The sequence below is a fragment of the Pantoea sp. At-9b genome (assembly GCF_000175935.2).
Taxonomy (GTDB): Bacteria; Pseudomonadota; Gammaproteobacteria; order Enterobacterales; family Enterobacteriaceae; genus Pantoea.
Map to the genome: position 1 here is coordinate 388555 of NC_014838.1, position 13412 is coordinate 401966.

Annotated in this window: 15 protein-coding genes; 10 read left to right on the top strand and 5 right to left on the bottom strand. The window is 52.8% G+C overall.

Translation table 11 applies throughout. The annotated features are described in order from the left end of the window. The first annotated feature begins 50 nt into the window (after positions 1-50). The 6 genes from pagP to PAT9B_RS22190 all read left to right on the top strand — a co-directional run bounded on the left by pagP (position 51) and on the right by PAT9B_RS22190 (position 4671). A complete protein-coding gene (gene pagP / locus PAT9B_RS22165) occupies positions 51-581 on the top strand; it encodes a lipid IV(A) palmitoyltransferase PagP (protein WP_049792217.1) in 531 nt (176 codons plus the stop codon). A 15-nt stretch (positions 582-596) separates the two neighbouring features. After that, the gene (locus PAT9B_RS22170; RefSeq protein WP_013511519.1) at positions 597-2123 is read left to right on the top strand and encodes a carboxylesterase; all 1527 of its coding nucleotides are present in this window, start codon (positions 597-599) and stop codon (positions 2121-2123) included. A 78-nt stretch (positions 2124-2201) separates the two neighbouring features. After that, on the top strand, positions 2202-2789 hold the full coding sequence (locus PAT9B_RS22175; protein WP_013511520.1) for a cytochrome b: 588 nt from the start codon (positions 2202-2204) through the stop codon (positions 2787-2789). Next, complete coding sequence (locus tag PAT9B_RS22180; RefSeq protein WP_013511521.1) at positions 2789-3325, top strand: tetratricopeptide repeat protein; 537 nt, start codon at positions 2789-2791, stop codon at positions 3323-3325. The genes PAT9B_RS22175 and PAT9B_RS22180 overlap by 1 nt, the downstream gene beginning before the upstream one ends. Before the next feature lie 90 nt (positions 3326-3415). Then, positions 3416-3868, top strand: coding sequence for a sigma-70 family RNA polymerase sigma factor (locus PAT9B_RS22185; protein WP_013511522.1), 453 nt, complete (start codon positions 3416-3418; stop codon positions 3866-3868). Further along, positions 3865-4671 (top strand): anti-sigma factor, encoded by an 807-nt coding sequence (locus tag PAT9B_RS22190; RefSeq protein ID WP_013511523.1) that lies wholly within the window; start codon positions 3865-3867, stop codon positions 4669-4671. Before PAT9B_RS22185 ends, PAT9B_RS22190 begins: the two co-directional genes overlap by 4 nt. A gap of 31 nt (positions 4672-4702) precedes the next feature. Here PAT9B_RS22190 and PAT9B_RS22195 read toward each other — a convergent pair whose 3' ends face one another. From PAT9B_RS22195 to PAT9B_RS22205, 3 genes are all read right to left on the bottom strand, one after another. Next, on the bottom strand, positions 4703-6418 hold the full coding sequence (locus PAT9B_RS22195; RefSeq protein ID WP_013511524.1) for an ABC-F family ATP-binding cassette domain-containing protein: 1716 nt from the start codon (positions 6416-6418) through the stop codon (positions 4703-4705). A 342-nt stretch (positions 6419-6760) separates the two neighbouring features. Next, the gene (locus PAT9B_RS22200) at positions 6761-8104 is read right to left on the bottom strand and encodes an MFS transporter (protein WP_013511525.1); all 1344 of its coding nucleotides are present in this window, start codon (positions 8102-8104) and stop codon (positions 6761-6763) included. Between the two features lie 382 nt (positions 8105-8486). Next, entirely contained in the window at positions 8487-9248 is a 762-nt protein-coding gene (locus PAT9B_RS22205; protein ID WP_013511526.1) for a dimethylarginine dimethylaminohydrolase family protein, read from the bottom strand. Positions 9249-9388: 140 nt separating this feature from the next. On the opposite strand from PAT9B_RS22205, the gene PAT9B_RS22210 reads away from it, so the two are divergent. Next, positions 9389-9886: a hypothetical protein gene (locus PAT9B_RS22210; protein WP_013511527.1), complete on the top strand. Its 498-nt coding sequence runs from the start codon at positions 9389-9391 to the stop codon at positions 9884-9886. An 89-nt stretch (positions 9887-9975) separates the two neighbouring features. Next, on the top strand, positions 9976-10923 hold the full coding sequence (locus PAT9B_RS22215; protein WP_013511528.1) for a bifunctional helix-turn-helix transcriptional regulator/GNAT family N-acetyltransferase: 948 nt from the start codon (positions 9976-9978) through the stop codon (positions 10921-10923). Here the strand turns inward: PAT9B_RS22215 and PAT9B_RS22220 are convergent. Then, a complete protein-coding gene (locus tag PAT9B_RS22220) occupies positions 10910-11659 on the bottom strand; it encodes a DeoR/GlpR family DNA-binding transcription regulator (RefSeq protein WP_013511529.1) in 750 nt (249 codons plus the stop codon). The two genes, PAT9B_RS22215 and PAT9B_RS22220, sit on opposite strands and share 14 nt — an antisense overlap. A gap of 81 nt (positions 11660-11740) precedes the next feature. Between PAT9B_RS22220 and PAT9B_RS22225 the strand changes: the two genes are divergently transcribed. Next, the gene (locus tag PAT9B_RS22225; protein WP_013511530.1) at positions 11741-12340 is read left to right on the top strand and encodes an NUDIX domain-containing protein; all 600 of its coding nucleotides are present in this window, start codon (positions 11741-11743) and stop codon (positions 12338-12340) included. Next, on the top strand, positions 12334-12693 hold the full coding sequence (locus tag PAT9B_RS22230) for an NUDIX hydrolase (RefSeq protein ID WP_013511531.1): 360 nt from the start codon (positions 12334-12336) through the stop codon (positions 12691-12693). Before PAT9B_RS22225 ends, PAT9B_RS22230 begins: the two co-directional genes overlap by 7 nt. An 83-nt stretch (positions 12694-12776) precedes the next feature. Here the strand turns inward: PAT9B_RS22230 and PAT9B_RS22235 are convergent, their stop codons facing one another. Next, positions 12777-13352: a cytochrome b/b6 domain-containing protein gene (locus PAT9B_RS22235; RefSeq protein WP_013511532.1), complete on the bottom strand. Its 576-nt coding sequence runs from the start codon at positions 13350-13352 to the stop codon at positions 12777-12779. Between the last annotated feature and the right edge of the window lie 60 nt (positions 13353-13412).

Sequence of the window (13412 nt, forward strand, 5' to 3'; positions counted from 1 at the left end):
TGAATGTTTCTTAAGGATAAACCATGCGAAGTTTTTTGGCAGCTTTGTCTATGGTACTGCTTTTCTGTGTGTCACCGGCTAAGGCTGAAGGAACAATCAGTGACGGCTGGAACTGGTTAACCAATGATATTTCCCAGACCTGGGAACAACCACAAAATTACGATCTCTACTTGCCATTCATTGCCTGGCATGCCCGTTTTGCTTACGACAAAGAAAAAACCGATAAGTACAATGAAACCCCCTGGGGCGGTGGATTTGGCGTCTCCCGTTATAATGAAGAGGGCAACTGGAGCGCGCTCTACGCCATGATGTTCAAAGACTCACATAATAAATGGCAGCCGATAGTCGGTTACGGCTGGGAAAAGGGGTGGTATCTCGATAATGCGCGTGACTTCCGCCTCGGACTGGGCCTGACGGCCGGGATTACCGCGCGCGATGACTTTGCGAATTATGTGCCGCTGCCGATTGTGTTGCCGCTTTTCTCTGTGGGTTATAAACGCGCTACCGTGCAATTTACGTATATCCCAGGTACCTACAATAACGGCAACGTGCTGTTTGCGTGGCTCCGCATTGGTTTTTAACTAACGGAAAATGCTATGGCGATGGCACGCGTAAGACAGTGGTTGAATCGGCCTGGGCCGACCCTGATCGCGCTGTTGAAATTTTTGCTGGCGGGCCTCGTGCTCATCGCCATTATTTTCTTCGTTGCCCGGATCTATCAGTCAGAACGCGGCGCGCCATTGCATCGCTGGCATACCTGGTCAGCCGATGAGATGAGCGAACAAGAGATCGATCACGCCACCTTTGCCGATTATCAGGCACGCGAAACCCTGATTTTTGCGCAGATGAAGCGCGACATCTCCGACACCCTGAGCGACGATGAAAAAACCCCGCTCAATCGTTATTACGCGCAGAGCTTGGTGTATCCGGCACGTTTTCAGCCTGACTGGAATCGATCGTTTATTTTGCTGCCGCAGGGTACACCGCGCGGTGCGGTGGTGCTGTTGCATGGTCTGACGGATGCGCCCTACAGCATGCGCTATCTGGCAGAAGATTATCGCCAGCAAGGATTTGTGGCGGTGGTGCCGCGCCTGCCGGGACATGGTACCGCCCCTGGCGCGTTAACCACCGTGAACTGGGAGCAGTGGCTGGCGGTGACCCGACTGGCGGTGCGCGAGGCAACCCGGCTGGCTGGCACGGACGTACCGCTGCATCTGGTGGGGTATTCCAACGGGGGCGCATTGGTGATGAAGTATGCGCTGGATGCGCTCACTCAGCCTGAGTTACGGCAGCCACAACAGATCGTGCTGTTGTCGCCGATGATTGGCGTGACAACGTTTGCCCGCTTTGCCGGCCTCGCAGGACTACCCGCAATCCTACCGGCATTTGCCAAAGCGGCCTGGCTCAATGTCATGCCGGAGTTTAACCCGTATAAATACAATTCGTTTCCGGTCAAAGCGGCACGCCAGTCATGGCTGTTGACCCAGGCGTTACAGCAACAGATTTTGCAGCAATCACGTCAACAGGGACTGGCTCACCTGGCACCGATACTGACGTTCCAGTCGGTGATGGATTCCACCGTCAGTACTCGCGCGGTAGTGGCGTCGCTGTATCGCTATCTGCAAAGTCGCGGTAATCAACTGGTGATCTTCGATATTAATCAGGCATCAGAATTGCGTGCATTGTTACGACCGGATCTCAACAACGCCGTCAGTAATCTGTTACCCGCCGCACCACGTCCCTGGGCAACAACCGTCATCACCAACGTGACGCCCGGCACCGCTGAAACCGAGGCGCGCACCACCCCTGCCGACCAACTGACCGCAACGGTACAACCCTTGCATATCGCCTGGCCGCCAGGGATGTATTCCCTTTCTCATGTGGCGGTGCCATTCCCCCTGACGGATTCTTTGTATGGGCTGCAACCCACGGAAAAAAATCAGTCAGGCATCAGTCTTGGTGCGATCGCATTACGCGGTGAAACCAACACCCTGACTGTTGGGCTGGATACGCTGATGCGTGCCAACTCCAATCCGTTTTTTGACTACATGATGACGCGGATTAATCACCACATTGCCTGTAGCCAACAACCTGATTTTGCTGGCTGTTTGGCCGGACAATAAAAAAAGCACATTTTTTCCGAATAGAAATCGATGCTGAGGTGTTTACTCGGTATCAAGGTCATTAATCGGGAAAATCACATGTCGTCTCCAGCGATCACCGTTCAGCGTCAGCGCTATGATGTTATTAGCTTGTTGCTGCACTGGATCACCGCATTTAGCGTTATTTTTCTCTTTGCCTCGGCACATATCTGGGAACAGCTCGAACGTGGCACCCCGCTGCGTAAAGGCTTACAGGCCTGGCATATTTCATTGGGTATTTTACTGGCTCTGGTGATGGTCATTCGCCCCGTGTGGCGTATCTACAGCCAGCGCAAGGCTGATCTTGCCATGCCGCCGTCAGGAGAGAGCCTGGGATTGCGCCTGATGGCGCATGCCGTACATGGCGCGTTGTATGTGTTGCTGTTTACGCAGGTGGCGCTGGGTTTTCTGTTTCGTTGGTCACAACAGGAACCGTTTCAGTTTTTTGGTCTGTTTACGATTCCGCCCTTTATCACGGTTGATACCGCATTGCGTCACACGCTGGCGGGTTGGCATAACAATGTTGCCTGGGCCTTGATTCTCCTGGCGGGTGCACACGCGCTGGCTGCCTTGTTCCATCACTATGTTCTGCGTGACAACGTGCTGCGCCGTATGCTGCCGTTGCGCGCCACCACTGAGGATGAATGATGAAAACGATCAACGCTGTTCGCTGGCTGGTCCTGCCTGCTTTGCTGGCGGTATTGCATCTGCCCGCAGCCTTTGCTGCCGGGGATGATAGCAGTGAAAGCAAAACGCCGGATTGTCCAAAAGGCCAGGTTTGGGACAGTAAATCCAAAACCTGTGTGCCGGATAAAACCAGTTCGTTGAGCGATCAAGACCGCACCAACTACGCTTACCATCTGGCGAAGAAAGGTGAGTATCAGGCGGCGCTTAACTTGTTGGATACCCTGAAAAATCCAGACACCAAAGAGGCGTGGAATTATCGTGGTTATGCCACGCGCAAACTGGGCCGCACCGATGAGGGGATGCGCTATTATCAACGTTCGATCGCGCTCGACCCGCATTACGCCAAGGTACGTGAGTATTTGGGGGAAGCCTGGATGACCAAAGGCAGGCCGGATCTGGCGAAAGAGCAACTGGCGGTTATCAAAACGTTATGTGGCGTGAATTGTGAAGAGTATCGCGACCTGCAAGCCGCTATTGATGGGCATCCGGAGTCGTGATGATGCTGTTCAGCGGAGGATGGGAAAATCACCAGTACTGAAGTCCGCCAGCATCTGGCTGCGCATCTGGTACGTTTGTGGCGTTACGCGATGGTGTTGTCGCGTAACCGCGATGTGGCCGAAGAGCTGGTGCAATCTACCTGCGTGCGGGCGCTGGAGCGCAGCGCCCAATTCTCTCCGGGAACACGCATCGACCGCTGGCTGTTTAGCGTGTTGCACTCGGTATGGATCAACGAATTGCGCGCGCAACGAGTGCGGATGGGGCAAGGGTTTGTTGCCAGTGAAGAGTTAATCGCGCCGGATCAGCAGCAACAGAATGAGGAACGTATGCAGTATGTGAAGGTGATGCAGCGCGTCGGTCAACTGCCGGAAGCGCAACGCAATGCGGTGTTTCTGGTGTATGTCGAAGGATTTACTTATCAGGAAGCGGCGGAAACGCTGGCTGTGCCGGTGGGCACGATCATGAGCCGTCTGGCTGCTGCGCGTGCCATGCTGGCGAACGCGGTGCATGGCGGGCCGTCGGCACAGGAGCAACGGTTGTGACAGCGATCCGATTTAGTTTTCCCTATTCTGATGAAGCCATCGTTGCCTGGCTCGACGGTGAAATGCGCACGGATGATGCGCAGGCATTCGAAAAAGAGCTGAAGCGCAATCCGGAACTCTCTGCCCGCACCGCAGAACTGATGAAAAGTAATCAACCTTTTGCTGAGGCGTTTGGTCTGATGCTCGATCAGGCACCGGAACCCCGCATGCAGCAACAGTTAGCCCAGTTGCTGGCACAGACACCCCCCCTCCCGGCACAGTCCACGGCACAGGTGAGTCGCCGTACCTTTATCGCCGCATCGTTAGGTTTTTTGCTGGCGGGGACGGCGGTAGGGTATCTGGTACACCCGCTGGCAAAACCGGATGAAAGCGCCGCCATTCGTGAGCTGGAGGCGCAGTATATGTCGCTGTATAGCCCGGAAACGCTGGCGGATGTGGATAATTCACCGCAGATGTTGCAGCACTCCCTGGCACGGACAGCCCGTGAGCTGGACATCAATCTGACGTTGGCGCAATTAACGCTGCCGGAAGCGGAGTTAAAAAGCGTGCGCATGTTGCGTTATGACGATGCGTTGATCTCGCAGATTGCATGGAATCACCACAATTATGGCCCGATGGCGCTGTGCATATCACGCGACATGCAGATGCCATCCAGCGGCCTGATGGAGGAAAAACGCCACGGGATGAATCTGGTCTGGTGGCGTCATGGGGGGTATCAATTTGTACTGATTGGGCGCAATCCGGCAGCGCAGTTGATGAAAACGGCGCAAACCGTCACGACACGATTGAATGCACCCGTGTAGCTCCGTCCGGTGAGGACGGAGCACTCCGGGTTTACAGCAAGCCAAGTTCTGCACTCAGACGGGTGATTTGCTGTTGCCACTCCGCCTGGAGCGTGGGTTTCTGATGTTTCGGTTTGCGCTGTAGGTCATCTGCCAGTTTCTGTTGTAAATCCAGCAACGTGGCTAACAGAACGTCCTCATCCCCGGTGACGTTAGGTGTTGCTGCAACCGGGACGGCTGGTGGAGACGGCAAAGGCTGTGCGGCGGTCATTCGGTCGGCCACGGCCGCCATACTCGGCCATTCTGTCAGTTGTTGCTGTTCAATTAACCAGAAGCGATTGCAACTTTGCGTCATCAGGGCACGGTCATGGGTGACCAGAATGACCGCCCCCGCGAAGTGGTTCAGTGCAAGCGCCAGCTCCTCTTTGCCCGCCATATCGAGATGGTTGGTGGGTTCATCCAGCAACAGCAACGAGTAACGGGACAGAGAAAGGCCGACAAATAACAGACGAGAACGCTCTCCACCGCTTAACGAAGCCACAGATTGTTGATGACGCTGAAACGGAAAGCCTGCGGCGATCAGTGCCTTTTTGGCCTGCTGGTGATTGAAAGCGGCAAATCGTGCCAGCGCAGCGATCAGCGTGTCTTCATCGGCTAACTGCTTCAGGCTTTGGTCGTAGTAGCCGGACTGGACGCGGGGATGGAACCACGCCTCTGGCTGCTGTTGATATCGTTGCCATAAATGGCGTAACAGCGTCGATTTACCACAACCGTTGTGTCCCACCAGAGCAATACGGTCGCCACTTTTCACCTGTAATTCGGGCAATGAAAACAGCACCTCACCCGCAGCGGATGGTCGAACCGCCATTTCCGGCAGTGCCAGCACGCGGTCGGCATCCAACGCTGTACCGTGCAGCTGCAAGCGCCATGGGCTGCCACGGGTCACGCTGGTCTGAACCTCTTTCAACCAGTCGACCCGTTTTGCCATCTGCTGGGCTTTGCGTGACAAACCCTCGTTGTCATAAGTCCGACCCCAGATCGCCAGACGTTGCGCACTTTTCGCCAGCCGATCAATCTCCTTTTGCTCCGCCTGGCAACGACGCGCATCGGCTTCATCCTGCTGTGCCTGTGCCTCACGTGCGGCTGAGCACGGCAGCGCAAAGCATTGCAATGTCTGATCGCGCAAAAACCAGCTGCTCTGGGTCACCCGATCCAGCAGGGTGCTGTCATGCGATACCAACACAAAGCTGCCATCCCACTGTTGCAAGAAGCGCTCCAGCCACAACAGCGTCGGCAAATCGAGGTGGTTGCTCGGCTCATCCAGTAACAGCAGGTCGGGCTGCATAATCAACGCGCGTGCCAGCAATAAACGCATATGTTGGCCGCCACTGAGCGTGGCGGTGGTTTGCGATTGCTGTAGCGGGCTAAACCCCTGGCTGGCCAGAAGCGCCTCCGCCCGCCAGCTTTCGCTTTGCCGCTGTGCGGGCGGGAGTTGTGCGACCACCGCGTCCAGCAGTGACACCTGCAACAGCGGCGAGGGTAATTGTTGTTCAATTCTTGCCACCTGACAGTGGCTGGCCTGCGACAGACTCCCGTGGCTGGCATCCAGCTCCCGATTGAGAATTTTCAACAGGGTGCTTTTGCCGCAGCCGTTTGCGCCCAGCAGGCCAATACGATCGCCGGTTTTCAGGCTAAATGAGATGTTGTCAAACAGGGTGCCGAAGGCATTATCAAAGCCCACTGCGTGTGCGGATAGTAATGTGCTCATGTGCTTACTCATAAGTTGCAGGCGAGCAAACGCCTGACGTCAAAAACCGCTGACGACAACCCGGTAAGCCGGAGGGAAGGGAATTAAATTTTCAGTAACTTCGCTCAGGGCGGATTATCGCAGCACGATACCGGTAAGGCCTGAGCGGGACCAATTACTGTAGAGGTGTGAGAAAAGAAACAATTCACACGTCAACATAATTATCCTCCTTAGTTATCAATGGGTGACAAGTCAGGCTGATAATAGTCGGGGATGGCGGTATTTGCCAGATAAAAGCGTGGCGGCGTGAAAAGGTTAAACAGGTACCCGCGTCTGGCGGCTACCTGTTTTTATCGGTGGTGCTTATGAGGCTTTATTCAGTTCGATACGTTTGATGGGGCCAACAATCACCACGAAGCTGAAAATCGCAATTAACGCGTGAATGGCCACAAATACCAGCGCCCATTCAAAATGTCCGGTCGCTTTGACGATGTAACCAATCACCACCGGTGAAATAATCCCGGCGAAGTTGCCACACAAGTTAAAGAGGCCACCGGCAACCCCAGCCATTTCTTTGGGCGCGGTGTCGGACATGACGGCCCAACCCAAGGCACCAATGCCTTTACCAAGAAAGGCTAAGGACATAAACAACACCACCAGATAAATCGAATCGACATAATTACAGAACACCATCACCATGGACAGCAGCATACCAAGAACAATCGGGGTTTTGCGGGCGACAGACAGAGATTTGGTGATGCGCAAAATACGGTCAGAAATAACGCCACCCATCAGGCCACCCAGGAAGCCACAAATGGCTGGAATGGCGGCAATAAAACCGACCGTTTTGATGTCGAGTCCTTTTTCCATCGCCAGATAGAGTGGAAACCAGGTAATAAAAAAGAACGTCAACACGTTGATGCAATACTGGCCGAGATAAACGCCCAGTAACATACGATTGGTGACCAATTGCTTAAATGCTTTGAGGTCGATCCCCGGACGCGTTTTAACATTGCTTTGATCCATATCCACCAGTGCACCACCCTGGCGAATATAGTCAATCTCTTCACGGTTAACGCGCGGATGATTTAACGGGTTATGTACCACGCGGGCCGCAGAAAAGGTAATCACGATGCCCAGCACGCCCATAAAGATAAAAATTGATTGCCAGCCATAATTCAGAGTCAACCATCCCATGATCGGTGCAAAAATCGCGGTGGCGAAGTATTGTGCCGAATTAAAAATTGCGGCGGCGGTGGCGCGTTCTTTCGAAGGGAACCAGTCAGCGACGAAGCGGCTATTACCCGGCATCACCGGGGCTTCACACAGACCAACCAGAAACAGCAGCACGGTAAAACAGACAGTGGCGCCGAAGCCGTGAAAAATATCTACAAAACCCTGCAATAAGGTAAAGATTGACCACAGACACAAGCCGGATAAATAAACTTTTTTCGATCCTAAATGATCTAACAGCCAGCCACCGGGAATCTGCGCCAGACAATATGCCCAGGCAAAGGCGGAGAACACCCAACCCATCTGACCGGGGTTGATGCCGAGCGCGGCAGACATATCTTTACCGGCAATAGCCAAGGTTGAGCGGTCACCTACGCTGACCGCCGTGATGATAAAAAGCGTAATGACAATATGCCACCTGATATTGGTCTTTTTTGCGGTCGCAATAGCCGCGACATTATTAAGCTGAACCATGATACACCACCTTGAAATTAAAAATGCAAATAATGAATTCTTCAAGTCACAGGCGGCTGGAGTAAATTAATTATTTACATTCTGGCAACGTTTTTAGCGTTTGCATAAAACAGTGTTTAATTAAAAGTCGTGAGTTATTTTTCAATATGAAAACGATAAGGTTGTTTGGCTTATAAGGCAATGTGCATTTGCATAACAAAGAAGGGGGTTTTCACAACGATTCTTGTCAGATAAATAATTATTTGAAGTGGATCACAGAATTCTATGAGCAATGCGTGCGGTTTATAATTAAATAAACACGCCAGGGTTTTACCGCCGGGTGTTGATAAAAAGTAAATTCAGGATGCCAGGGCGGTTCGCGTTGCCCTGACATCTCGTCAAGTTAAAAACGCAGGGACAGGCAAGTCAGTCCACCGTCCATCTTGCGGATTTCACTGGTATCCAGTTGGACAATCGGCATATCCAGGGTGCGCAGCTGCGCCAGCGTGGCGGGGTAACCGCTTGGGGTAATCAGGGTGCCATTGATCAATAAGGTATTACCGGCATAGATCTCATCATCGGGAATAACCAAATGATTGTATTGAGAGAATTGCGGCAGACGGGCAAATTTTTCTGTTGAGATCAGCGTGTTTTTACCGACATAGTTAATCGCCGATTTCAGGTGTAGTCCTTCATCCACCTCTACCGCAGTGACACTGTAACCAAAGGGTTCGACCAGACTGGCAAATTCGCGGATACCGGCTTCGTTGGTGCGCGTGGTCAGCCCGATATAAAACGCTTTATCAATCAGCATCACATCGCCGCCTTCCAGCGTGCCCTGATCGCTCATCAGTTTAAGTGGGCGAAAATCTTTCAGCACCGCTTTCATTGACTCAACTTCGCCTGCCCGTGCAGCTGCACCAGGATGGGTAATCACCGCCAGTTCAGGCAGCACCACCGCAGTATCTTCAACAAAATGCGCGTCAGGGAAATCTGTCTCGGCGGGTAGCAGCGTCACCTTTAATCTGAGCGTGAGCATGGCGTTAAGATAATCCCAGAATTGCCGACGGGTTAGCTCTGCATCGGGTGCCCCCAGTGACGCAGTGGTGAGGCCTGCTGCGCAATTGTCAGCCGGAAGTCGGGCAATGATTTGTGTAAAAGCCATCTATCTGTCCTTAAGTTATGGTTTTTGTCTGTCACAAATCTATCTCGTCCGGCAGGCTAAAGATAGCCACGCGAGAATATTTAATAACGGCGCGCTGCTGGTTATAATGCGGCAATATAAAAAGTAGAAGGATTTACACGATGAGCACTCTGGCGAAAAGAATAACCCTGGTTTCAGAATTTCTTGCTGCTGCCGCAATATTTTTCTCTGGCATGGCTTTTTTGGCGGATAAATTTTATTTCAGTAAACAAATTGATGTAGGCGCGTCAATCGTCAGCAGTTCACCTAAAAATTTATCGCTATTGATTTCCAATCATGGACAAGTGGATGTTGCTATCAAACGCGTGCGCATCCATGTTCCTGGCTACGAAGTCAATAATATGGCGGAGATTGATGAGGGGGGTAAGTTGCTAATAAAAAATACCTCTATTTTACTGCCGTCCGGCCCTTCATTCCTCAACAGTTCGGTCGTTGCCGACGACAATGACCCTGCAATAAATCACTCGATAATGTCCACGACGAATTGTGTCATTTCCGTAGAGTATATTGCTGCCGGAGAGAAGAAAGCAGACATCTTGTCGCTCAACACCCAATGTTATGCGGCATCCCTCATTGATAACGATGCCATAAGAAAATAAGTTTTACGGTGGCGAGTTTTCGTTACTTGACACAGAGAACGCAAAGGTGGTTGTATGATACAACCTTTTTTTGACCTTTGTTGATTAACATGACTGACTCAGCCCTTATTCAAACGATTCGTGCTGCCTCGCGCCTGATGGTACGCGAGCTGGGGTTTATGCAAACCACCCTGGCGGCGACCGACTACTCCGCTTCTGCGGTACATACCTTGCTGGAAGTCGCCAGTCATGAAGGTATGACGGCCGCGCAATTGGTTCAGACTCTTGGACTGGAAAAATCCAGTGTTAGCCGCATGCTGGCTAAGCTGATTAAATCCGGAGAGTTAGCCGAGTTACCTTCAACCCAGGATGCGCGGATGAAGCAACTGGTGCTGACTGAGCAAGGCAAGGCCAGCGTCGCCAGCATAAATGCCTATGGCACCACGCAGGTGGTGGAGGCACTGGCGCAACTGAATCAGCAACAGCAACAGGCGGTCGCACAGGGACTATCTGCTTATGCCCGGGCGCTTCAGGCTCGTCGTCATCAGGTTTCTGTCACCCCGGAGATCACCATTACCACCGGCTACCAACCCGGATTAATCGGCCGGATCGCTGAGATGCATGGCTGCTACTACGCGCGTCAGCATGGGTTTGGCCATTTTTTTGAAGGCAAGGTCGCCAGCGGCCTGGCGGAATTTGCCGGACGTCTGGCTGCGCCGCGCAATCAAATCTGGGTCGCCTGCCAACAGGGACGTATTGTGGGTTCAGTAGCGATTGATGGCGAAGGTCTGGGCAATAACGACGCGCATCTGCGCTGGTTTATTCTGGATGACGGTTGTCGCGGCGCAGGTGTGGGGCGGCAACTACTTAGCGCAGCGATGGCATTTTGTGATGAACAGGCATTCAGCGCCGTGCAGCTGTGGACCTTCAGCGGGCTGGATGCCGCTCGTCGCCTGTATGAATCTTTTGGTTTCACCCTGACCGAAGAATGGCAGGGCGATCAATGGGGACAAACCCTGCGGGAACAAAAATTCACCCGCCTGGCTAAATTACGCTGACGTGTTTTTTCGCCAGCAACTGTGCCATCTCTGCATCCAGCGGTTCGTCAACAATCAACGTACTGGCAAGGGAGAGATCGCCAATGGCAAAGGCTGACGCTGAATTCATCTTTTCTTGCGAGACCATGACCACCGTTTCAGCGGCTCTGCCCGCCAGCGCACGTTTCACACCCGCTTCTTCGTAATCGCCGGTCGTCAGGCCGGCCGTTTTATGTACGCCGGTCACGCCCATAAAAAACAGATCCGCATTGATGCGCGCAATCGACGCCAGCATCTCTGCGCCGACGGTCACGACGGAGTGCCGAAACAGGCGGCCACCGATAATGATCACCTCAACGCGCGGGAAATGCAGCAACCCCATCGCAATACTCGGACTGTGTGTCACTGCGGTGAAGGGGAGATCCTGGGGCAGCAGTTTGATCATCTCTGCCGTGGTGGTGCCGCCGTCAATGATCACCACCTGACCCGGTTGAATCAGTTGCACCGCCTTGAGCGCAATCTGCTGTTTTGAGCTTATTTGCACGTTTTTGCGTGTTTCAAACGGTGCAATCGCGGGCGAGACCGGCAACGCGCCGCCATGCACGCGCTGGATTAACCCCTCGGCGGCCAATTCCCTGAGATCACGACGAATAGAGTCTTCAGAAACGGCAAAGCGCTGACTCAATTCGCTGGATTGCACCTGCTTTTCCGTGGCGAGCAGGGTGAGAATGTGCTGTTTTCGTTGACTGGATAACATGCGTCTTTTTTCCTGATTGTGCTTGTATGTGCACGATTATGCATGCTAGCGTAAAAAATGTCACCTTCACAGGAGTAAATCATGCAACCCACAGCATCGCGAGTCAGGAATCTTCGGGAACAGCTGCTCTCGGATAACTGGTACACATTAAAAAAATACACCTTCGAATTCTTACGGGCCGATGGCCACTGGCAGGAACAAAGCCGCGAAGCCTACGATCGCGGCAACGGCGCAGTGGTGTTGTTATTCAATCGCGATAAAAACAGCGTCGTGCTGACGCGTCAGTTCCGTTTACCGATCTACCTCAATGGTCACGATGGATTTCTGATTGAGGCGGCGGCGGGGCTGCTGGACGATGCATCACCCGAGGAGCGCATCATCGCGGAAGCGCAGGAAGAGACCGGTTTTCGCATTCAGCGTATCGAAAAAGTGTTCGAAGCCTTTATGAGTCCGGGGTCGGTGACAGAAAAACTCTATTTCTTTCTCGCGGAGTATCAGGACAAGGATCGTAGCGGTCAGGGAGGGGGATTAGCCGAAGAAGGCGAAGATATTGAAGTACTGGAATGGCCGCTGACTCTGGCTCTCCAGGCCATTGAACGCGGGGAGATAATGGATGCAAAAACCATCATGCTGCTGCAACACCTGGCGTTGCGCCTGCAGGGGGAGCAGACAACATGCTGATTTTATTAGCCGGTCCGGTACGCAGTGGCACTAATGGCGATCAGGCATTGATTCATGCCAACCTGCGCAACATGGAGCAGGTCGCGTTGGCGGTTTATCGTAAGGGGCATACGCCGGTGATTGGCGAGTGGCTGGCATTACCGTTGTCTCGGGTGGCAGGGTCAGCATTCATCGGTGATGAGATCAGCCAACAATTTCTCTATCCGGTTGCTCATCGCTTAATTCATTGCTGCGAGGCGATTCTGCGTCTGCCGGGTGCCTCGGCGGGGGCGGATAATGATGTGCGGATTGGGCGGGAGGCGGGCTTGACTATCTTTAGCCATGTCGAATCGATCCCCACTCTTCAGTTCTAATTATCCAGACACACAGAAACGAAAGGTTTTTGTGTGTCCAGTCGTGGTGTTTATATTTTCCTGCCGATACGGCGATGGCCCTATCATTTTCCTGCTGAATAGCGATGATAACTCTCCAGCAAAATATGCGAAATACCCATTGCGCCATGCGCATAAAAATAGATTTCAATAAAGGTGGTGAGAAATTTATGCCAGTGGAGCAGGGAATGCGCCAGCGTGGAGGATGCGCCCTGGCTATTGTAAACGGCAAACCATAATCCGCCGGTAATGGCTACTGCCAACAATGAAACCACCCCCAATCCCTGAATGGTGGCGGCAATTCCACCTGACTGCGCCTCCGGGAGTCGACCTTTTACCAACGTCAGTAAATCCTGACGGATAGCGCGAAAGTCAGCCCTCAACCAGGCAAAGTACCAGCGAAATCCGCGTTGGGAAAACATCCACGCCAGCATGACCACTCCCAGCACAATTAATCCCAGACCAGAAACAATATGCAACCAGGTAATAACCGTTACCAGTGAGTGTTCATCCAGCGCTTCCCGCTCGGTGAAATTGGAGTTAATAATCTGTGCGAGAATTAATACCGCCACAATAATATGTAATAAGCGGAAGAATGGGGCATCTTCATGGGGGAGACTACGCCAGAGATTGACTTTCATACTATTAACCTTCATCAGACGGCAGGGTGATGGTATGAATTTTTTCAGATGAAGATTAAT

Coding starts and splice junctions, on each gene's coding strand:
- pagP (WP_049792217.1), top strand. CDS start 51: ATGGTACTGCTTTTCTGTGTGTCACCGGCTAAGGCTGAAGGAACAATC.
- PAT9B_RS22170 (WP_013511519.1), top strand. CDS start 597: ATGGCGATGGCACGCGTAAGACAGTGGTTGAATCGGCCTGGGCCGACC.
- PAT9B_RS22175 (WP_013511520.1), top strand. CDS start 2,202: ATGTCGTCTCCAGCGATCACCGTTCAGCGTCAGCGCTATGATGTTATT.
- PAT9B_RS22180 (WP_013511521.1), top strand. CDS start 2,789: ATGAAAACGATCAACGCTGTTCGCTGGCTGGTCCTGCCTGCTTTGCTG.
- PAT9B_RS22185 (WP_013511522.1), top strand. CDS start 3,416: ATGGTGTTGTCGCGTAACCGCGATGTGGCCGAAGAGCTGGTGCAATCT.
- PAT9B_RS22195 (WP_013511524.1), bottom strand. CDS start 6,418: ATGAGCACATTACTATCCGCACACGCAGTGGGCTTTGATAATGCCTTC.
- PAT9B_RS22200 (WP_013511525.1), bottom strand. CDS start 8,104: ATGGTTCAGCTTAATAATGTCGCGGCTATTGCGACCGCAAAAAAGACC.
- PAT9B_RS22205 (WP_013511526.1), bottom strand. CDS start 9,248: ATGGCTTTTACACAAATCATTGCCCGACTTCCGGCTGACAATTGCGCA.
- PAT9B_RS22210 (WP_013511527.1), top strand. CDS start 9,389: ATGAGCACTCTGGCGAAAAGAATAACCCTGGTTTCAGAATTTCTTGCT.
- PAT9B_RS22215 (WP_013511528.1), top strand. CDS start 9,976: ATGACTGACTCAGCCCTTATTCAAACGATTCGTGCTGCCTCGCGCCTG.
- PAT9B_RS22220 (WP_013511529.1), bottom strand. CDS start 11,659: ATGTTATCCAGTCAACGAAAACAGCACATTCTCACCCTGCTCGCCACG.
- PAT9B_RS22225 (WP_013511530.1), top strand. CDS start 11,741: ATGCAACCCACAGCATCGCGAGTCAGGAATCTTCGGGAACAGCTGCTC.
- PAT9B_RS22230 (WP_013511531.1), top strand. CDS start 12,334: ATGCTGATTTTATTAGCCGGTCCGGTACGCAGTGGCACTAATGGCGAT.
- PAT9B_RS22235 (WP_013511532.1), bottom strand. CDS start 13,352: ATGAAAGTCAATCTCTGGCGTAGTCTCCCCCATGAAGATGCCCCATTC.